This window comes from Salipiger mangrovisoli (genome assembly GCF_015223355.1).
Taxonomy (GTDB): Bacteria; Pseudomonadota; Alphaproteobacteria; order Rhodobacterales; family Rhodobacteraceae; genus Salipiger; species Salipiger mangrovisoli.
In genome coordinates, this window is record NZ_JADFFK010000003.1 from 162,803 (window position 1) to 180,201 (window position 17,399).

General features: G+C 68.2%; 18 protein-coding genes. 12 read left to right on the forward strand and 6 right to left on the reverse strand.

The window, feature by feature from the left end; translation table 11 throughout:
* Positions 1 to 71 precede the first annotated feature (71 nt).
* The 10 genes from hmgA (at position 72) to IQ782_RS05815 (ending at position 9,633) form a co-directional block, all read left to right on the forward strand.
* The gene (hmgA, locus tag IQ782_RS05770; protein ID WP_194133667.1) at positions 72 to 1,439 is read left to right on the forward strand and encodes a homogentisate 1,2-dioxygenase; all 1,368 of its coding nucleotides are present in this window, start codon (positions 72 to 74) and stop codon (positions 1,437 to 1,439) included.
* A 116-nt stretch (positions 1,440 to 1,555) separates the two neighbouring features.
* Positions 1,556 to 2,797, forward strand: coding sequence for a fumarylacetoacetase (gene fahA, locus IQ782_RS05775; RefSeq protein ID WP_194133668.1), 1,242 nt, complete (start codon positions 1,556 to 1,558; stop codon positions 2,795 to 2,797).
* An 11-nt stretch (positions 2,798 to 2,808) separates the two neighbouring features.
* Positions 2,809 to 3,759: an MBL fold metallo-hydrolase gene (locus IQ782_RS05780; RefSeq protein WP_194133669.1), complete on the forward strand. Its 951-nt coding sequence runs from the start codon at positions 2,809 to 2,811 to the stop codon at positions 3,757 to 3,759.
* Between the two features lie 66 nt (positions 3,760 to 3,825).
* Positions 3,826 to 5,439 (forward strand): FAD-dependent oxidoreductase, encoded by a 1,614-nt coding sequence (locus tag IQ782_RS05785; RefSeq protein ID WP_194133670.1) that lies wholly within the window; start codon positions 3,826 to 3,828, stop codon positions 5,437 to 5,439.
* Entirely contained in the window at positions 5,439 to 5,633 is a 195-nt protein-coding gene (locus IQ782_RS05790) for a DUF2783 domain-containing protein (RefSeq protein WP_194133671.1), read from the forward strand. Before IQ782_RS05785 ends, IQ782_RS05790 begins: the two co-directional genes overlap by 1 nt.
* A complete protein-coding gene (gene maiA, locus IQ782_RS05795) occupies positions 5,626 to 6,261 on the forward strand; it encodes a maleylacetoacetate isomerase (protein ID WP_194133672.1) in 636 nt (211 codons plus the stop codon). The genes IQ782_RS05790 and maiA overlap by 8 nt, the downstream gene beginning before the upstream one ends.
* 55 nt (positions 6,262 to 6,316) lie before the next feature.
* On the forward strand, positions 6,317 to 7,369 hold the full coding sequence (locus tag IQ782_RS05800) for a TRAP transporter substrate-binding protein (protein ID WP_194133673.1): 1,053 nt from the start codon (positions 6,317 to 6,319) through the stop codon (positions 7,367 to 7,369).
* On the forward strand, positions 7,366 to 7,821 hold the full coding sequence (locus tag IQ782_RS05805; protein ID WP_194133674.1) for a TRAP transporter small permease: 456 nt from the start codon (positions 7,366 to 7,368) through the stop codon (positions 7,819 to 7,821). The genes IQ782_RS05800 and IQ782_RS05805 overlap by 4 nt, the downstream gene beginning before the upstream one ends.
* Positions 7,814 to 9,121 (forward strand): TRAP transporter large permease, encoded by a 1,308-nt coding sequence (locus IQ782_RS05810; RefSeq protein WP_194133675.1) that lies wholly within the window; start codon positions 7,814 to 7,816, stop codon positions 9,119 to 9,121. Before IQ782_RS05805 ends, IQ782_RS05810 begins: the two co-directional genes overlap by 8 nt.
* Positions 9,109 to 9,633, forward strand: a complete 525-nt coding sequence (locus IQ782_RS05815) for a MarR family transcriptional regulator (RefSeq protein WP_194133676.1) — start codon at positions 9,109 to 9,111, stop codon at positions 9,631 to 9,633. Before IQ782_RS05810 ends, IQ782_RS05815 begins: the two co-directional genes overlap by 13 nt.
* Before the next feature lie 30 nt (positions 9,634 to 9,663).
* On the opposite strand, the gene IQ782_RS05820 is transcribed toward IQ782_RS05815, so the two are convergent.
* Positions 9,664 to 10,548, reverse strand: coding sequence for a LysR family transcriptional regulator (locus IQ782_RS05820; RefSeq protein WP_194133677.1), 885 nt, complete (start codon positions 10,546 to 10,548; stop codon positions 9,664 to 9,666).
* A 100-nt stretch (positions 10,549 to 10,648) separates the two neighbouring features.
* Between IQ782_RS05820 and IQ782_RS05825 the strand changes: the two genes are divergently transcribed.
* Positions 10,649 to 11,149 carry a lactoylglutathione lyase family protein gene (locus tag IQ782_RS05825; protein WP_194133678.1) on the forward strand — a complete coding sequence of 167 codons (501 nt, stop codon included), beginning with the start codon at positions 10,649 to 10,651 and terminating at the stop codon, positions 11,147 to 11,149.
* Positions 11,150 to 11,209: 60 nt separating this feature from the next.
* Here the strand turns inward: IQ782_RS05825 and IQ782_RS05830 are convergent, their stop codons facing one another.
* The 4 genes from IQ782_RS05830 to IQ782_RS05845 form a co-directional block, all read right to left on the reverse strand.
* Positions 11,210 to 12,286, reverse strand: a complete 1,077-nt coding sequence (locus IQ782_RS05830; protein WP_194133679.1) for a 4-oxalomesaconate tautomerase — start codon at positions 12,284 to 12,286, stop codon at positions 11,210 to 11,212.
* Positions 12,287 to 12,319: 33 nt separating this feature from the next.
* Complete coding sequence (locus IQ782_RS05835; RefSeq protein ID WP_194133680.1) at positions 12,320 to 12,991, reverse strand: 4-carboxy-4-hydroxy-2-oxoadipate aldolase/oxaloacetate decarboxylase; 672 nt, start codon at positions 12,989 to 12,991, stop codon at positions 12,320 to 12,322.
* 79 nt (positions 12,992 to 13,070) lie between these two features.
* Positions 13,071 to 14,033 carry a VOC family protein gene (locus IQ782_RS05840; RefSeq protein WP_194133681.1) on the reverse strand — a complete coding sequence of 321 codons (963 nt, stop codon included), beginning with the start codon at positions 14,031 to 14,033 and terminating at the stop codon, positions 13,071 to 13,073.
* Between the two features lie 20 nt (positions 14,034 to 14,053).
* Positions 14,054 to 14,785, reverse strand: coding sequence for a PIG-L deacetylase family protein (locus IQ782_RS05845; protein ID WP_194133682.1), 732 nt, complete (start codon positions 14,783 to 14,785; stop codon positions 14,054 to 14,056).
* A 320-nt stretch (positions 14,786 to 15,105) separates the two neighbouring features.
* Between IQ782_RS05845 and IQ782_RS05850 the strand changes: the two genes are divergently transcribed.
* Entirely contained in the window at positions 15,106 to 16,287 is a 1,182-nt protein-coding gene (locus IQ782_RS05850; protein ID WP_194133683.1) for a LysR family transcriptional regulator, read from the forward strand.
* A gap of 191 nt (positions 16,288 to 16,478) precedes the next feature.
* Here the strand turns inward: IQ782_RS05850 and IQ782_RS05855 are convergent, their stop codons facing one another.
* Positions 16,479 to 17,234 (reverse strand): TSUP family transporter, encoded by a 756-nt coding sequence (locus IQ782_RS05855; protein WP_194133685.1) that lies wholly within the window; start codon positions 17,232 to 17,234, stop codon positions 16,479 to 16,481.
* Positions 17,235 to 17,399: the final 165 nt, after the last annotated feature.

Consider the following 17,399-nt stretch of genomic DNA (forward strand, 5'->3'; position numbering starts at 1 on the left):
GAGAATCCCCCTTGTTAGTTACAAAAGTAACTAACAACATGTCATCAATACGTCGAGGGAGGACTTCGGAGATGAACGACCTGAGCAAGATCTCGGGCCTGACGCGCGCCGCGGGCATCAGTGCGCTGCACGAGGGCTACATGCCCGGCTTCGGCAATGATTTCGAAACCGAGGCGCTGCCGGGCGCGCTGCCCGACGGGATGAACTCGCCGCAACGCTGCGCCTACGGGCTCTACGGCGAGCAGCTCTCGGGCACCGCCTTCACCGCGCCGAGCCATCAGAACGAGCGCACCTGGTGCTACCGCATCCGCCCGGCGGTGAAGCACGTTGGGCGCTTTGCGAAGATCGACGTGCCCTACTGGCAGAGCGCGCCCAACGTCGATCCCGATGTGATCAGCCTTGGCCAGTACCGCTGGGATCCCGTGCCGCATTCGCAGGAGAGCCTGACCTGGCTCAGCGGAATGCGCACGATGACCACCGCGGGCGACGTCTACACGCAGGTCGGCATGGCGAGCCATATCTACCTCGTCACCGCCTCGATGCAGGACGAGTATTTCTATTCCGCCGACAGCGAACTCCTCGTGGTGCCGCAGGAGGGGCGCCTGCGCTTCTGCACCGAGCTCGGGGTGATCGACCTCGAGCCCAAAGAGATCGCCATCCTGCCGCGCGGGTTGGTCTACCGCGTCGAGCTGATCGACGGTCCGGCGCGCGGCTTCGTCTGCGAGAATTACGGCCAGAAGTTCGACCTGCCGGGCCGCGGCCCGATCGGCGCCAATTGCATGGCCAACCGCCGCGACTTCAAGACACCGGTTGCCGCCTTCGAGGACCGCGAGGTGAAGAGCCGCGTGGTGATCAAGTGGCAGGGGCAGTTCCACGAGACCTGGATCGGGCATTCGCCGCTCGACGTGGTGGCCTGGCATGGCAATTACGCGCCGGTGAAATACGATCTGCGCACCTACTGCCCTGTCGGCGCGGTGCTCTTCGATCACCCGGACCCGTCGATCTTCACCGTGCTGACCGCCCCCTCGGGCGTCGAGGGCACCGCCAACATCGACTTCGTGCTGTTCCGCGAGCGCTGGATGGTGGCCGAGAACACCTTCCGCCCGCCGTGGTACCACAAGAACGTCATGTCCGAGCTGATGGGCAACATCTACGGCGAGTATGACGCCAAGCCGCAGGGCTTCGTGCCGGGCGGCATGAGCCTGCACAACATGATGCTGCCGCACGGGCCGGACAACGAGGCCTTCGAGAAGGCCAGCTTCGGCGAGCTGAAGCCGGGCAAGCTCGACAACACGATGAGCTTCATGTTCGAGACCCGCTTCCCGCAGCACCTTACGCGCTTCGCCGCGCAGGAGGCGCCGCTGCAGGACGACTACATCGATTGCTGGGACAGCCTGAAGAAGCGCTTCGACGGCACGCCCGAGGGCAACTGCGACTGAGCCGGAAGGGGAGGGGGCGCTGCCCCCTCTTGGCCTGCGGCCAATTCACCCCCGGCGTATTTGGCCCGGCGTATTTGGAAAGAGAAGAAGGGGCCCCGGGTCCCGGAAGGACGAGAATGAGCTTGATGCAGAGCTGGGTTGGCGGAGCCAATGAGCCCGGCTGCGACTTTCCGCTGAACAATCTGCCCTACGGGGTTTTCGACGCCGGCCGCGGCGCGCGCATGGGCGTGGCGATCGGGGGTTTCGTGCTCGACGTGGGCGCGGTGGATCACGGGCTGGATGCGGCGCTTTTCGCCGCGCCGTCGTGGAACGCGGTGATGGCCGCCGGCCCGGAGGTCTGGGCGGCGCTGCGCGCGCGGCTGACGGAGCTTCTGGGCGATGAGGCGCATCGCGCCGCCGTCGAGCCGCATCTGGTGCCGCTGGAGCGCGTGTCTTTGCACATGCCTTTCACGGTCAGCGAATTCACCGATTTCTACGCCTCGAAAAACCACGCGGTCAACGTCGGCACCATGTTCCGCGGCGCGGAGAACGCGCTGCCGCCGAACTGGCTGTCGATCCCCATCGGCTACAATGGCCGGGCCTCCTCGGTGGTGGTCTCGGGCACCGAAGTCTCTCGCCCCTGGGGCCAGCTGAAAGGGCCGCAGGACGAACTGCCGCGCTTCGCGCCCTGCGCGCGCTTCGACCTCGAGCTGGAGATGGGCGCGATCGTCGGCACGCCGTCGCGGGGCATGGTCTCGGTCGCCGAGGCGGATGCGATGATCTTCGGCTACGTGCTGCTCAACGACTGGTCGGCGCGCGACATCCAAGCCTGGGAGTACCAGCCGCTCGGGCCGTTCCAGGCCAAGGCGACGGCAACCAGCATCAGCCCGTGGATCGTCACCGCCGCGGCGCTGGCGCCGTTCCGCACCGGCACGCCGGAGCGCGAGCGGGAGCTGTTGCCCTATCTGCGCGAACCCGGCCCGATGCTCTACGACATCGACCTCGAGGTGGCGCTGGCACCGGAGGGGAGCGAGGAGACGGTGATCGCCCGCACCAACTACGCCGAGATGTACTACTCGGCAGCGCAGCAGCTCTGCCATCACACCACCAGCGGCTGCGCCATGCGCACCGGCGACCTGCTGGGATCGGGCACGATCTCGGGCAGCACGCCCGGCAGCCGCGGCTCGCTGCTGGAGATGAGCTGGGGTGGCAAGGAGCCGCTGGAACTGCCCGGCGGCGCGACCCGCAGCTTCCTCGAGGATGGCGACACTCTGACCCTGCGCGGTGCGGCGCAGGGCGACGGCTACCGCATCGGCTTCGGTGCCTGCGCGGGCAAGGTTCTGCCCGCCGTGCCGCAGCCCGACTGGACCGAGGAATGAAGGAGGCCCCAATGGCAAAGGCATTCGCGTCGCAAGGCGACATGGAAGAGAAGAAGATCAGCTTCACCGAGGTCGGCGAGGGGCTTTATGCCTTCACCGCCGAGGGCGATCCCAACACCGGCGTCATCATCGGCGACGAGAGCGTGATGATCGTCGAGGCGCAGGCCACGCCGCGGCTGGCGCGCAAGGTCATCGACTGCGTGCGCTCGGTCACCGACAAGCCGATCAGCCACCTCGTGCTGACGCATTACCATGCCGTGCGGGTGCTTGGCGCCTCGGCCTATGGCGCGCGCGAGATCATCATGTCGGACGAGGCCGCCGCCATGGTGGAAGAACGCGGGCAGGAGGACTGGGACAGCGAGTTCGGCCGTTTCCCGCGGCTCTTCCAGGGGCATGAGGAAATCCCCGGGCTGACCCGCCCCACGACCACCTTCAGCGACCGGATGACCGTCTACCTCGGCAAGCGCCGGGTCGACATCATGCATCTCGGCCGCGCCCATACCGCCGGCGACGCGGTGATCTGGGTGCCCGACCAGGAGGTAATGTTCACCGGCGACATCGTCGAGTTCCACTCGGCCTGCTACTGCGGCGACGGCCATTTCGCCGACTGGCCCGAAACGCTTGCCAACATCGCCAGCTTCGAGCCCAAGGCCATCGCGCCGGGCCGCGGTGACGCGCTGGTGGGCGAGGCAAAGGTGATGCAGGCACTGGAGAACACCGCCGATTTCGTGCGCTCGACCTACAAGCCCGTGGCCCGCGTCGTGGCCCGCGGCGGCACGCTCAAGGAGGCCTGGGACGCGGTGCGCGCCGAGTGCGATCCGAAGTTCGCCGACTATGCGATCTACGAGCATTGCCTGCCGTTCAACGTCGGCCGCGCCTACGACGAGGCCCGCGGCATCGACACCCCCCGCGTCTGGACCGCCGAGCGCGATCAGCAGATGTGGGCCGACCTGCAAGGCTGACGCACAACAAGATGCGCGCGCGGGCCGGTCGAGGAGCCGGACCGCGCGCACAAGGGAGGAGAGACCATGCCCGCATATAGCTACGCCCCGCAGCCCTTCGTGCGCCCGCCCGAGCTGGACGGCGGCGCCACCGGCGCGCCGGTCGCCATCGTCGGCGCCGGACCGATCGGGCTTGCCATGGCGATCGATCTAGCGCTTCAGGGCATCCGCTCGGTGGTGCTCGACGACAACAACGTCGTCTCGGTGGGCAGCCGGGCGATCTGCTGGGCCAAGCGCACGCTCGAGATCTTCGACCGGCTGGGCGTCGGCGAGCGCATGCTGGAGAAGGGCGTGACCTGGAAAGTCGGGCGGCTCTTCCATGGCGACGAGGAGGTCTACAGCTTCGACCTGCTGCCCGAGGACGGCCATAAGTACCCGGCCTTCATCAATCTTCAGCAATATTACGTCGAGCAGTACCTTCTCGACCGCGCCCGCGAGTTCCCTGGTCTTATCGACATCCGCTTCCTGTCAAAGGTGGTGGACCATGCGGCTCGGGCGGACGGCGTGTCGCTGACCGTCGAGACCCCCGAGGGCAGCTACGAGCTGGCAGCGGAGTGGCTGCTGGCCTGCGACGGGGCGAAGTCTGCGACGCGCGCGCGCATGGGGCTCGATTTCACCGGCCAGACCTTCGAGGAACAGTTCCTCATCGCCGACATCGAGATGGACGAGAGCCCCTTTGGCGATCACGGCATCGCCGAGCGCTGGTTCTGGTTCGACCCGACCTTCCACCCCGGCAAGTCGGCGCTGCTGCACGCGCAGCCCGACAATATCTACCGCATCGATCTGCAACTCGACCTTGGCGCCGACGCCAAGGTGGAAGCCAGCGAGGCGAAGGTGATCCCGCGCATCAAGGCGATCGTCGGCGACAAGCCGTTCCGGCTCGACTGGCTGTCGGTCTACAAGTTCCGCTGCATCAAGCTGGATCGCTTCGTGCATGGCCGCGTGGTCTTTGTCGGCGACAGCGCCCATGTGGTCAGCCCCTTCGGCGCGCGCGGCGGCAACGGCGGCATCCAGGACGTGGACAACCTCGGCTGGAAGCTGGCGGCGGTGCTGAAGGGCGAGGCCGACGAGGCGCTGATCGAGAGCTACCACGAGGAGCGTTCGCACGGGTCGGCGGAGAACATCCTCAACTCCTCGCGCTCGACCAACTTCATGACGCCGAAGACCGGGATCGAGGCGCTGTTCCGCCGCGAGACGCTGCGCATGGCGCATGACCAGCCCTTCGCGCGGCGGCTGATCAACTCGGGACGGCTGTCGCTGCCCTGCTCGCTGGAAGGCTTCGCGCTGCAGACGCCGGGCGAAGGCCTCGTGCGTCCGGGCCAGCCGATGGTGGATGCGCCGGTGGGCAACGGCTGGCTGCTGCCGCTGGTGCAGGGGGCGTTCTCGCTGGTCGGCTTCGGGGAAATCGACTTGCCCGACGTGGGGATCCGCCGGATCGGGATAGGCCAGAGCGACATGGGCTACGAAACCCGTGACGACCGGGGCGGCTACGCGCTTCAGCGCTATGGCACGGGCGTGGCCTATCTCGTCCGTCCGGATGGCCATGCCGCCGCAGTGTTCCACGGCGAGGTGCCGGAGGCGGGTCTGAAAGAGGCGCTGGCCCGCGCCATGGGCCGCAGCTGTGAAAGGGAGATGGCGTGATGCGCGAGACCTACGAGATGGGACTTGGCGCCCGTGGCGACGAAGCCTACGAGGCGCTGATGGCGGCGCACGAGGGGCTGACCGAGGCGCAGAGCCATGCGCTCAACGTGCGGATCGTGCTGCTGCTGGCCAACCGCTTCGGCGACGTGGATGCGCTGAAGACGATCCTCGAGACGGCACGCTCCTATGCCTGAGGCGGTGCTGCACGACTATTGGCGCTCGACCGCGAGCTGGCGGGTGCGGATCGCGCTCAACCTCGCCGGGCTCGACTGGCAGAGCCGACCGGTCGACCTGCTCGCCGGGGATCAGCGCGGCGCGGACCATCTGGCGCTGAACCCGCAGGGGCTCGTGCCGGTGCTCGAGATCGACGGGCTGCGGCTGACCCAGAGCCTTGCCATCCTCGACTACCTCGAGGAGACCGGGCGCGTCTCGCTGCGCCCGGAAGGCCCGGCACAGGCCGCGCGGATGCGGGCCATCGCGCAGGCCATCGCCTGCGACCTGCACCCGGTGTGCAACCTGCGCGTCGCGGCCCATGCCGCCGCGCTGACGGGGCTGGAAGACACCCGCGCCGCGTGGATGCGCCACTTCATCCGCCCCGGACTGGAGGCGGTGGAGGCGCTGCTCGACGAGTCCGGCCCCTACTGCACCGGCGCAACGCTGACGCAGGCCGACCTGTGCCTGATCCCCCAACTCTACAACGCCGCGCGCTGGGGCGTGGAGACGGCCGACCTGCCGCGTATCACTCGCGTCGCGCGGGCCTGCGCGGAGCTCGACGCCTTCCGCCGCGCCGAACCCGACGCGATGCAGCCCGCAGCCATCTGAGATTTCACCGGGTCCGGGCGGAGGAGCCCGCGGCCCCGCAAGGGAGGATCCCCCCATGACGTTCCAAACGACGTTCCACACCACGATCAAGAAAACGGGTCTCGCGACCCTCGCGCTGCTGGCACTGTCCGGCGTGGCGCAGGCCAAGGACATCGAGCTCGCCCTGTCGAGCTGGCTGCCGCCGCGCCACCCGATCGTGGTCAACGCGATCAAGCCCTGGGCCGAGAAGGTCGAGGAGGTGACCGAGGGCCGCGTCTCGGTGCGCGTGCTGGGCAAGCCGCTGGGCAGCCCTCCGGCGCATTTCGACATGGCGCGCGACGGCGTTGCCGACATCACCTACGGGCTGCACAGCTTCACGCAGGACGACCGTTTCGCCGGCTCGCAACTGGGGCAGTTCTCGTTCCTCGGCGATGACGCGGTTGCCGCCTCCAAGGCGTTCTGGACCGTCTACACCGAGGATCTGAACGCGCGCGAGGAGCACGCCGGCACCCATCTGCTCGGCCTCTTCATGCACGGGCCGGGGCTGCTGCACAACAACCTGCGCAAGATCGAGACCCCCGCCGACCTGCAAGGCATGAAGATCCGCGTTCCCGGCGGTTACGTCGCGGGGCTGACCGAAGACTTGGGCGCGACGCCACTCTTCATGTCCTCGCCCGAGGTCTACGAGAAGCTCTCGCGCGGGGTCATCGACGGGGTGGCCTTCACCTACGAGGCGCTGACCGCCTTCAAGCTGACCGACGATCTGAAATACGCGATGACCGTGCCGGGCGGGCTCTACAACACCAGCTGGTTCCTGGTGATGGACGAGGACAAGTGGGCCGAGATCTCGCCCGAGGACCAGAAGGCGATCGACGCGATCTCGGGCGAGGCTTTCGCCGAGCTCGTCGGCAAGGCGTGGAACGACGCCGATGACGCCGCGAAGGAGAAGATCGACGCGGCGGGCATCGAGCTTTACGCCGCGCCCGCGCCGGTGCTCGAGGCGGTGAAGACCGCCGCCGCGCAGCATGAAAAGGCCTGGGCGGAAAGCCTTCCCGAGGGCGAGGACGGCACTGCGGCACTCGCGCGCTTCCGCGAGATGACCGGCGTCGACATGTCGGCGGCGCAATGATCGCAAGGCGTCTCGAGACCGTGCTCCTGGGGCTGGCAGCATTGCTGCTGCTGGCCCTGATGGCGGTGACCGGGATCGACGTGGTGGGCCGCTACCTGCTCAACGCGCCGCTTTCGGGGGCCTTCGAGCTGACCGAGCTGATGCTCGGCGCGCTGGTCTTCGTGGCGCTGCCCCTGGTCAGCCGCGCCGGAGGCCACGTCGAGGTCGATCTGCTGGTCGGCGCGCTGCCGCGCCCGGTGCAGAAGGCGCTCGGGGTCTTTGCCGCCGCCGTCTCGGCGGTTGTGCTGTGTTGGTTTGCCTGGACCCTCTTTGGCATGATGATCGACCAGAGCCACGAAGGCGCGCGCTCGGTCTCGCTGGGCGTGCCGCTGGCCCCCTTTGCTGCGCTGGGGGCACTCGCCTGCCTTGCTTCGGCGCTCTTCGGCCTGCTGCGGGAACTGAGCCATGATTGAATCCCTCGTCGCCATCGCCATCCTTCTGGCGCTGGTCTTCGCCCGCGTGCCCATCGCCTTCGCCATGGCGCTGGTCGGCGGCGTCGGCTTTGCCTGGCTGCGCGGCTGGGAGCCTGCCAGTGCCATGGTCGGCGCGGCGGTCTTCGAGACCGGTCTCAGCTATTCGCTCTCGGTGGTGCCGCTGTTCATCTTCATGGGCAACGTGCTGGCGGGATCGGGCATCGCGCAGGGGCTTTTCGCCGGTGCCGACCGGGTGTTCGGCCGGATGCGCGGCGGGCTGGCGCTTGCGGCCGTGCTCTCCTGCGGCGGCTTCTCGGCGGTCTCGGGATCGTCGTTGGCCACCGCCGCCACCATGAGCCGCGTCGCCATGCCGCCCATGCGCCGCTTCGGCTACGCCGACAGCCTTGCCGCCGGGTCGATCGCCGCGGGCGGCACGCTGGGCATCCTCATCCCGCCCTCGGTGATCATGATCATCTACGGGCTGCTGACCGAGAGCGACATCGGCAAGCTCTTCATCGCGGGGCTGCTGCCCGGCGCCATCGGCATCGTCTTCTATCTGATCGCGGTGATGGTCGCGGTGCGCCTCGACCCCTCGCTCGCGCCCGAGGCCGGGGCCTCGCAGCCGATGACCCGGCGCGACAGGATGGGCGTCGCGGGCACGCTGGGGCTGTTCCTCTTCATCATGGTCGGCATCTACGGCGGCTTCTTCACCCCGATCGAGGCCGCGGGCATGGGCGCCATCGCCTCTTTGGCCCTGGCGCTTGCCATGCGGGCGCTCGACTGGGCGGGCTTCGTCTCGGCCTGCCGCGAGACCGTGCTGGCCTCGGCGATGATCTTCGCGATCATCATCGGCGCCGAGATCTTCTCGGCCTTCGTCAATTTCGCGGGGCTGCCGGACGCGCTGGTCGACCTCATCTACGACGCCGAGGTGAACCCCTGGACGGTGGTCTGGATCATGGTGGGCATCTACCTGCTGATGGGCTGTGTCTTCGAGAGCTTGTCGATGATCCTGCTGACGGTGCCGGTGTTCTATCCGATCATCGCTCAGCTCGATTTCGGCACCGGCCCGCTGGCCGACCCCGAGGCCGTGCTGATCTGGTTCGCCGTGGTCGTGGTGGTGGTGACCGAGGTCAGCCTGATCACCCCGCCGGTGGGGATGAACGTCTTCGTGCTGCGGTCGGTGATGCCCGACATCGCGCTCTCGACCATCTTCCGGGGCATCATCCCGTTCTGGCTTGCGGACCTGCTGCGGCTCGCGCTGCTGGTGCTCGTGCCGTGGATCTCGCTATGTCTGCTCTGACACCACGGCAGGAGGCGGACGCCATGGCCGACAGCATGGCCGACAGCATGGCCGACAGCAAGACGGGCGCGTCGGCGCTGGCGCCGACGACCCATTCGCTGCCCATCGCGCTCATCCGCGCGCGCGAGACGCTGCTACGCGAACTGCGCCCGATGCTGGCCGAGGCCGGGGTGAGCGAGCCGCAGTGGCGCATCCTGCGCGTGCTGATCGAAAGCGGCCCCTGCTCGGTGCAGGGGCTGGCCGAGGCGGCCTGCCTGCAACCGGCCTCGGTCTCGCGCATCCTGCAATCCATGGTCGAAAGGGCGCTGGTCGAACGGGTACAGGACCGCGAGAACCGCCGCCGACAGGTGGTCTCGGTGACCGCCGAGGGCCGGGCGCTGGTGACGCGCTTCACCCCCGCCTCGCGGGAGATCACCGACGGGTTTGCCGAGCGCTTCGGTGCCGAGCGCTACGCGAGCCTGATCGCACTCCTGGATGCCTTCATCTCGGACTGTGGCCCGACCGAGGGCTGACCGCCGCCCTATCGCACCGCTTCGGGACGCTCATCGATCCCTCAGCGCCTCGCGCAGCACCGCGCGCAGCGCCTCGGCGCGGCGTGGAAGAGCACGCCCGCGCCGCTGCACCAGCCATTGCGGATGGCGCACGTCCGTGGGGAGCCGGGCCAGCGTCAGTCGCTGCCGTCCGGGATAGGCATCGATCCCGCTGCGCGGCAGCACGGTGAAGCCGATGCCCTGCGCCACCGGCTCGAGGATCTGACCGATCTGGTTGACGAAGCTGCGCAGGTTCAGGTGCTCGGCACCTGGATAGTCCTCTGGGTAGTTGGCCGAAAGCAGTTCGTCGGCATAGGCCGATCCGTCGGGATGCCCGATGAAGCCCAGCTCTTGCAGGTCGGCGATACCGGGTCGCGGCGTGCTGCCCGGCGGCAGGGCAAGGCAGAGCGAGTCGGCGCCGATCTCGACGCCCTCGAGCCGGGCCTGTCCGGGCGGGTGCCCGATGACGCCAAGGTCGAAGACGCCCGCCGCGACACCCTCGGCGATGCGCGCCTGCGGCGCCGCCTCGAGCCGCACCACCAGTTTCGGCGCCGCCCGCATCAGCGCGATGAGCCGCGGGTAGACCAGCAGCGCGATCGCACCCGAACAGGCCAGCGACACCTCGCCCGCCTGCGGATCGTCATGCCGCAGCGCGTCGCGCAGCGCCGCTTCCTCGACGCGTCGGCGCTGCCCCAACTCCAGCACCGCCTCTCCGGCCGGCGTGGGGATGAAGCTCTTGCCATCGCGCGACAGCAGCGGCTGACCGACCTGCTCCTCGAGCTTTTTCAGATGCTGCGAGATGCCGGGCTGGGTCATGTTCAGCCGGGCGGCAGCGCGGGTGAAATGGCCGGTCTCGCAGAGGGTGACGAAGCTGTTGAGCCAGACGGAATTCAGCATGATCATCTCAAAACGTTATGATTTTCAATCCATATGATAATTTTACAGCATGACCTGCCAAGCCCATATGTGCTGCAACAGCAAGACATGAGGCACAGACATGACCCAGACCACTCCCCGCAGTTTCTCCCACATCGGCCTTTCGGTCCCGGACCTCGATCGGGCCGTCGCCTTCTACCGCGACGTGATGGGCTTTTACGTGATCATGGAGCCGACCGAGATCGCCGAGGATGACAGCGACATCGGCGTGATGTGCAACGATGTCTTCGGCCCCGGCTGGGGCAAGTTCCGCATTGCACATCTGTCCACCGCCGACCGGATCGGTTTCGAGCTCTTCGAATTCCCCGAGAATTACCGGCCCGAAGACAACCTGCCGCACCGCCAGGTCGGGCTGTTTCACTTTGCCATCCAGGACCCGGACCTCGAAGGGCTGCTGGCGCGTATCGTCGCCGCGGGGGGCAAGCAGCGGATGCCGGTTCGCGCGTATTATCCGGGCGAGAAACCCTATCGCATGGTCTACGTCGAGGATCCGTTCGGCATTGTCTTCGAACTCTACTCGCACGGCTACGAGCTGACCTACTCGGCGGGGGCCTACAACTGACGCGCCCCGGCGCCCCGGCACGGCGTCCGAAGCCCCTTGTCCCTGCCGACGCAAGCGCGCTCAGGCCCGCGGGAAGACCCGGCCGTCGAACAGCTTGCGGGCGGTGCGCAGCGATCCGGCGCGCCGCACCGACCCCGCGCCGTCCCGTTCCAGCAGCACCTCGGCCGCGCCGGTCGGGTGCTCGATGGCGAAGGTCTCGCCGTCCGGCAGCACGGCCACCCCGGCGGCGGGTGTACCGGGCAGGGTGCAGGCGGTGGCGACGCTGACCGCGGCGAAGACACCGATGGTGGCATGGCAGCGGTGCGGGATGAAGCTGCGGGTGCTCACCACGCCGCCGGCCCGCGGCGCAGAGACCAGCGTCATCTTGGGCACGGACTTGCCCGAGACATCGCCGAGGTTCATCAGCGGACCGGCCTTCAGGCGGATCGACTCCAGCTTCGCCTTCAGCGCCGTGTCACCGTCGAGCGCCTCGCGGCTCTCGCGGCCCTCGATCCCCATGTCCGAGGCGCGCAGGATCACGCAGGGCATGCCGTTGTCGATCAGCGTGCAGGCGACGCCGTCAATCAGGTCCACCGCGTTGCCGCTCGGCAGCAGCCTGCCGCACATCGAGCCCGCCAGCCCCTCGAACATCAGCGGCACCGGCGCGTGGTGGCCGGGCACACCGTCGATGCGCGCCGCGCCTTGGTAGCTGACCCGGCCCTCCGGGGTCTGCACGAGGGCGACGGCGATCTCGCCGGTGTTGCGCATGTGGATGCGCACCGGGGTCTCGCCCTCCGAGGCCGCGACCAGCCCGCGCTCGATGGCGGCGGGGCCGACCCCGGCAAGGATATTTCCGCAGCCCTGCGCGTCCGAGACCAGCGCCTGATCGGTGAAGACCTGCAGAAAGAGGTAGTCCACATCCGCATCCGGGTGCGAGGGCGGCGCCAGCACGGCGACCTTCGAGGTCAGCGGGTCGGCCCCGCCGATGCCGTCGATCTGCGCCGGATCGGGCGAGCCCATGATCCGCAACAGCAGCGCGTCGCGCGCGTCCGCGTCGCGCGGCAGGTCGGAGGCAAGGAAATACGCCCCCTTCGAGGTGCCGCCGCGCATCCAGAGGCAGGGGATGCCCGCTGTCTCGAAATCCTCGGTCTGTCCCATCTCGCTCCCCTTGCTCACTCGCGCAGGCGCGCCTCAGACGTATTTCAGGCCCTTTGCGGCCAGCCGCCCGCGCATGTCGTAGATGTCGAGCCCGAGCTCGCCCGCCGCGAGGCGCGCGCGCTTGGCCTCCTCGGCGGCCAGCCGCGCCTCGGCCTTGGCCAGCACGGCCTCGGCTTCGGCCCGCTTGACCACCACGACGCCGTCGTCATCGGCGACGATCACGTCACCCGCCTCGATGGCCTGACCGGCGCAGACGATCGGCACGTTGACCGAGCCCAGCGTCTCCTTGACCGTGCCCTGGGCGCTGATCGCCTTGGACCAGACCGGGAAACCCATCTGGGTCAGGTCTTTCACGTCGCGGCAGCCCGCGTCGATGATCAGCCCGCGGCAGCCGCGGGCCTGCGCCGAGGTGGCCAGCAGGTCGCCGAAATAGCCGTTGTCGCAGGGCGAGGTCGGCGCCAGCACCAGGATGTCGCCGGGCTGCAGCTGCTCGATCGCCACATGCACCATCCAGTTGTCGCCCGGCGGTGCCGAGATGGTCACCGCCGAGCCGGCGATCTGCGCGCCGGAGTAGATCGGCCGCATGTAGCTCTGCAGGCAGCCCTTGCGGCCTTGCGCCTCATGCACGGTCGCGACGCCCGCGCGCCCCAGCGCGTCGATGACATCCCTGCCTGCGCGCGCCACGTTCTGAACCACGACTGCCATGGCAATCTCCTTCCGCTTCTTCTCTTTCCAAATACGCAAATCCCGGCGGTGTCCTCCGCGGCACCGCCGGGCAGGGGCCTCAGCCCTTGACCGGCGGCGTGCCGTGGGTGTGGAAACTCTCGATGGTCTTCAGCCCCCAGGCCTGGCCCTTCTTGCGGTCCGCCTCGGTCCAGCACACCGGCTGCCAGTCCGGCGCGAGGATCAGCCGCGCGCCGGCATTGGCCAGCTCCACCCGGTTGCCCGCGGGCTCCCAGACGTAGAGGAAGAACGTGCCCTGGATGGCATGCTTGTGCGGCCCGGTCTCGATGTGCACGCCGTTCTGCAGGAAGATGTCCGCCGCGCGGAGGATGTCCTCGCGCTGGTCGGTGGCGTAGGTGACGTGGTGCAGGCGCGCGGTGCCGCCGCCGTGCTCCTCGGTGCAGGCTAGGTCGTAGGTCTTGTTGTTGACGGTGAACCAGCAGCCGCCGATCCGGCCGTTGTCGAGCTGGATGTATTCGGTCACGCGGCTGCCGAGGCAGGTCTCCATGAAGCGCCGGAACTCGGTCACGTCCGAGGCGAGCAGGTTGAGGTGGTCGAGCCGGCGCGGCGCGGCGCCCTCGAAGGCGCTGGCGGTGTTCTTCAGCGCGGCGCGGTCCTTCCCGTCCTGGGCCTCGTACCAGCGCGTGTCGTAGTAGATTTCGAACACATGGCCGAAGGGATCCTCGAAGCGGAAGGCGCGGCCGTGGCCGAGATCGCCCTCGGTCCAGCCATGCAGCTTGTATCCGGAGGCTTCGATGATTGCGACGCGGCGCTCCAGCGCTTCGGGCGAGGCGGCACGGTAGCCGATGTGGGCGACGCCCGTGGTGGCCGAGCGTGTCAGTTTCAGCGTGCAGAACTCATAGTCGTCCCAGGCGCGCAGGTAGGCGCTGGTCTCGTCCTGCGCAGAGAGCTTGAGCCCGTAGACGCGGGTGAAGAAGTCGAGGCTCTCGTCGAACTTGTCGGTGAGCATTTCGACATGGCCAAGGTGGGCGATGTCGAAGCTGGGGGTGGTCGGCTGGATCATGGTCTTTTCCTCCCTCGGGCTCAAAGCTCGTCGACGGTGCGCGGGAAGACCGACTGGAAGCCCTCGGCATATCTGCAATCGCGGCCGCCGGCCATGCCACCGGAGTTGCGCTTGAAGTGATTGGCGCGCTGCTGCGCGACGCGGGTGTAATAGTCCCAGAGGTGAATCTGGCCCTCGTTGCATTCCATTGCCGTCTTCTTCTTCTCCCACACCGGGGTGATGTCGAGGAACGTGTCGGGTTTCCAGCCCATCTGCTCGGTCTGATGCGGCTCGAAGAGGTAGAGCTGCGGCGCGCCAAGAACCTTCTCGCCGGGATTGTGGCCCCAGGCCTGGGCGATCATCCGGCACTCGAGCGCGACCTGAGACATGTACATGTGGTCGGTGTTGTAAGGGTCGTATTGAGAATGGCTCATCATGAACTTCGGCTGAACCTTGCGGATCAGGTCCACCAGCTCGTCCTTGTCGCTCCGGTCGAGTTGCAGCGGGTAGTCGCCCTTGTCGAAGCACACAAGCTCGTGCACGCCGAGCGCCTCGGCGGCCTTCTCGGCCTCGCCGCGGCGGATGGCCTTGACCTGCTGAAGCGACTTGCCCTCCTTCCACAGGCGGGCACTCTCACCGCGTTCGCCGAAGGAGAGGCAGGCCACGGTCACCCGGTAGCCCAGCTCGGTGTGCAGCGCGATGGCACCGCCGCAGCGCCAGACGAAGTCGGCGGCATGAGCGGAAATGATGAGCGCGGTCTTCGTCTCGGACATGATGTCTCCTCCGGGTGTCTTGCCTCGGGCATGTCACGCACCGCCTGTCGCCGGCAATTCAGAAACGCGTCGCACAGGATAAGTTTTGGCTAGAGTTGGTAGTGATCAAAAAGCATTTGTGCCAAGCATTCGCGATGAGCTGCATGAGGGGGAACACGGGTGCGACGATGCGAGGAACGGTGGAGGGAATTCCGGGACGCTGCTCGGGCGGACGCCGCGGTCGGGCCGGGCGACCTGCGGCGGCACAGATATTCCCTGAATAAGAATGGGCTCGCGGATGTGGCGCGCATCTGGCGGCGCGCCAGGTTGCGGGGCAGGCGATGATCTCGCGGAACCTGCGGCATCTGAGGGTCTTCCTCGCCGTGCTCGAGCTGCGGTCGCTGACGCTGGCCTCGGCGCGCATGCGCATCTCGCAGCCCGCGGTGACGCAGGCGCTTGCCAAGCTCGAGTCCCAGACGCGCGGGCCGCTGTTCGACCGCACCCGGCAGGGCGTCTTCGCGACCGAGCGCGGGCAATTGCTTGGCGCGCGGGTGACGCGGGCCTTCGGGCGGCTCGACCCGGCGCTGGCGGCGCTTTCGCCGCGGCTTTGCCTGACCGCCTCGAGCTCGCAGCTCGCAGCGCTCATCGCGGTGGTCGACACCGAGAATTTCACACTGGCGGCGCGCAGCCTCGGGCAGGCGCAGCCCACCGTGCACCGGGCGATCAGCCAGCTGGAGACCGAGGCCGGTCAGCGGCTGTTCGAACGCCGGCGCAACGGGCTTGTCGCCAGCCGTGCGGCGGAGAGGCTCGCGCAGGCCGCACGGCTGGCCTTTGCCGAGCTGGGGCAGGCCGAGGCCGACATGGCCGAGATCGATGGCCGCGAGGTGGGGCAGATCGTCATCGGAGCGCTGCCGATGGCCCGTTCGGTGCTGCTGCCCCAGGCGGTGGCGGAGTTTCGTGCCCAGCGTCCGCATCAGCCGATCCGCATCGTTGACGGGCTCTACGACGATCTGCTCGTCGGGCTGAGGCGCGGCGCGATCGACCTCATCCTCGGGGCGCTGCGCGACCCTGCGCCGATCGGAGACGTGGTGCAGGAACGGCTGTTCGACGACCAACTGGTCATCGTCGCGCGGCCGGGGCATCCGCTGGCGCAGGCCGGTCCGCTGAGCGCGGCGACGCTGGCGCAACAAAGCTGGGTCGTCCCGCGCGAGGGCACGCCGTCGCGGGTGCAGTTCGACGGCTATTTCGCGCGGCTGCCCGAGGGCGGGCCGCGCGGCGTGATCGAAGCGGGATCGATCCTCTTCATGCGCGAGTTGCTGGCGCGCGGCGATTTCCTCGGGTGCATTTCCGAGGCGCAGGCGGTGGCCGAGATTTCCAACGGAACGCTGCATCGGCTCGAGGTGGATGGCGGCTGGAAAGACCGGCCCATCGGGCTGACCCTGCGCAGCGGCTGGATGCCGACACAGGCGCAGAGACTGCTGCTCGAGCGGCTGCGCTCGGCGGCCGCCGGGATCGGTCGCTAGGTGCGCCGTCTCGGAAAGGGGGGCATCCGCTGCGGCATCAGCCTGCGCTCGCCAAGCTCCGGCTCGGAACCTGCAAGGATGAGCGGCACGCATCAGACTGCCCGTGGCACCGTCGCGGGCCACGATGCGCTCATCCCCCGCCTCGCCGGCGGACGGACCGCGAGCGGGTCCCGGCGCGCCTGGGGCGGTGTTCAGCCCAGCAGCGCGCTCAGCCCGGCATATATCAGGCGCAGCGCCAGCAGGATCAGGATGTTGTCGAGCGCCAGGCGGAAGCGCCGGTCGTCAATGCGGTTGAGGACGAGCCTGCCGGTCATGGTGCCGAGGAACCCGGCTGCGATCATGGCAAGGATAAAGGCCCACCAATGCGCGAAGGCAAAGCCCAGAAGCCCGAAGGCAATGGTCTTGACCCCGTGCTGCACGGTCATCAGCGCGGCATGGGTCGCGACGTGCGAATGGCGCGGCAATTGGTGCGACTTGGTGAACGTGGCGACGAAGAGTCCCGTCGCGCCGAAGAACATGGTCAGGAAACTTGAGACCACGCCCACGAGGGCGGGCCAGTCGCGCAGCCCTCTCGGCGGCTTTGCAAACACCGTGTAGATGACGAAGGCCCCGATGCCGATCTGCATGATCGCCGGCGGCAGGGTCACCGCGATGGCCCCGCCCGCCGCGGCTCCGATCGCCGATCCCAGGGCGAATGCCGGGAGTGCTGGCCAGTAGATATGGCGGAAGGTCAGCGCGGCTCGCCCGATGTTCGAGCCGATCTGGATCACCCCGTGGGTCGGGATGAGCGCCGCCGGGGGCACCAAAGTCGCCATGACCGCCAGCAGGATGCCGCCACCGCCGATGCCGAAGGCCACGGTGATGAAGGAGGCGGCGAAGCTCGTACCGATGAGCAGGGCAAAGACCGCGTCGGCCATGCCATCGGGCAGCAACAGGGGTGGGATCATCGCGGGCTTGCTCTTGAGGGTTGGGGACAGGCTCTCACCCATCGCGGCGGAGGACAAGGGAGGCGGAACACTTGTCTGGCGCTGGCGGCAGGCGCGCCGACCGTCCCGCCGAAATACGCCAGCGGCAAGGCGCCTGCGGCGCGGCCCGAGCCCCCATGGGGCGTC

Excerpts from the sequence above, each read along its gene's own strand:
- IQ782_RS05805 (WP_194133674.1), top strand. The coding sequence starts at position 7,366 with ATGATCGCAAGGCGTCTCGAGACCGTGCTCCTGGGGCTGGCAGCATTG.
- IQ782_RS05835 (WP_194133680.1), bottom strand. The coding sequence starts at position 12,991 with ATGGCAGTCGTGGTTCAGAACGTGGCGCGCGCAGGCAGGGATGTCATC.
- IQ782_RS05830 (WP_194133679.1), bottom strand. The coding sequence starts at position 12,286 with ATGGGACAGACCGAGGATTTCGAGACAGCGGGCATCCCCTGCCTCTGG.
- IQ782_RS05840 (WP_194133681.1), bottom strand. The coding sequence starts at position 14,033 with ATGATCCAGCCGACCACCCCCAGCTTCGACATCGCCCACCTTGGCCAT.
- IQ782_RS05825 (WP_194133678.1), top strand. The coding sequence starts at position 10,649 with ATGACCCAGACCACTCCCCGCAGTTTCTCCCACATCGGCCTTTCGGTC.
- IQ782_RS05790 (WP_194133671.1), top strand. The coding sequence starts at position 5,439 with ATGCGCGAGACCTACGAGATGGGACTTGGCGCCCGTGGCGACGAAGCC.
- maiA (WP_194133672.1), top strand. The coding sequence starts at position 5,626 with ATGCCTGAGGCGGTGCTGCACGACTATTGGCGCTCGACCGCGAGCTGG.
- IQ782_RS05845 (WP_194133682.1), bottom strand. The coding sequence starts at position 14,785 with ATGTCCGAGACGAAGACCGCGCTCATCATTTCCGCTCATGCCGCCGAC.
- IQ782_RS05855 (WP_194133685.1), bottom strand. The coding sequence starts at position 17,234 with ATGATCCCACCCCTGTTGCTGCCCGATGGCATGGCCGACGCGGTCTTT.
- IQ782_RS05850 (WP_194133683.1), top strand. The coding sequence starts at position 15,106 with ATGATCTCGCGGAACCTGCGGCATCTGAGGGTCTTCCTCGCCGTGCTC.
- IQ782_RS05785 (WP_194133670.1), top strand. The coding sequence starts at position 3,826 with ATGCCCGCATATAGCTACGCCCCGCAGCCCTTCGTGCGCCCGCCCGAG.
- IQ782_RS05820 (WP_194133677.1), bottom strand. The coding sequence starts at position 10,548 with ATGCTGAATTCCGTCTGGCTCAACAGCTTCGTCACCCTCTGCGAGACC.
- fahA (WP_194133668.1), top strand. The coding sequence starts at position 1,556 with ATGAGCTTGATGCAGAGCTGGGTTGGCGGAGCCAATGAGCCCGGCTGC.
- hmgA (WP_194133667.1), top strand. The coding sequence starts at position 72 with ATGAACGACCTGAGCAAGATCTCGGGCCTGACGCGCGCCGCGGGCATC.
- IQ782_RS05800 (WP_194133673.1), top strand. The coding sequence starts at position 6,317 with ATGACGTTCCAAACGACGTTCCACACCACGATCAAGAAAACGGGTCTC.
- IQ782_RS05810 (WP_194133675.1), top strand. The coding sequence starts at position 7,814 with ATGATTGAATCCCTCGTCGCCATCGCCATCCTTCTGGCGCTGGTCTTC.
- IQ782_RS05815 (WP_194133676.1), top strand. The coding sequence starts at position 9,109 with ATGTCTGCTCTGACACCACGGCAGGAGGCGGACGCCATGGCCGACAGC.
- IQ782_RS05780 (WP_194133669.1), top strand. The coding sequence starts at position 2,809 with ATGGCAAAGGCATTCGCGTCGCAAGGCGACATGGAAGAGAAGAAGATC.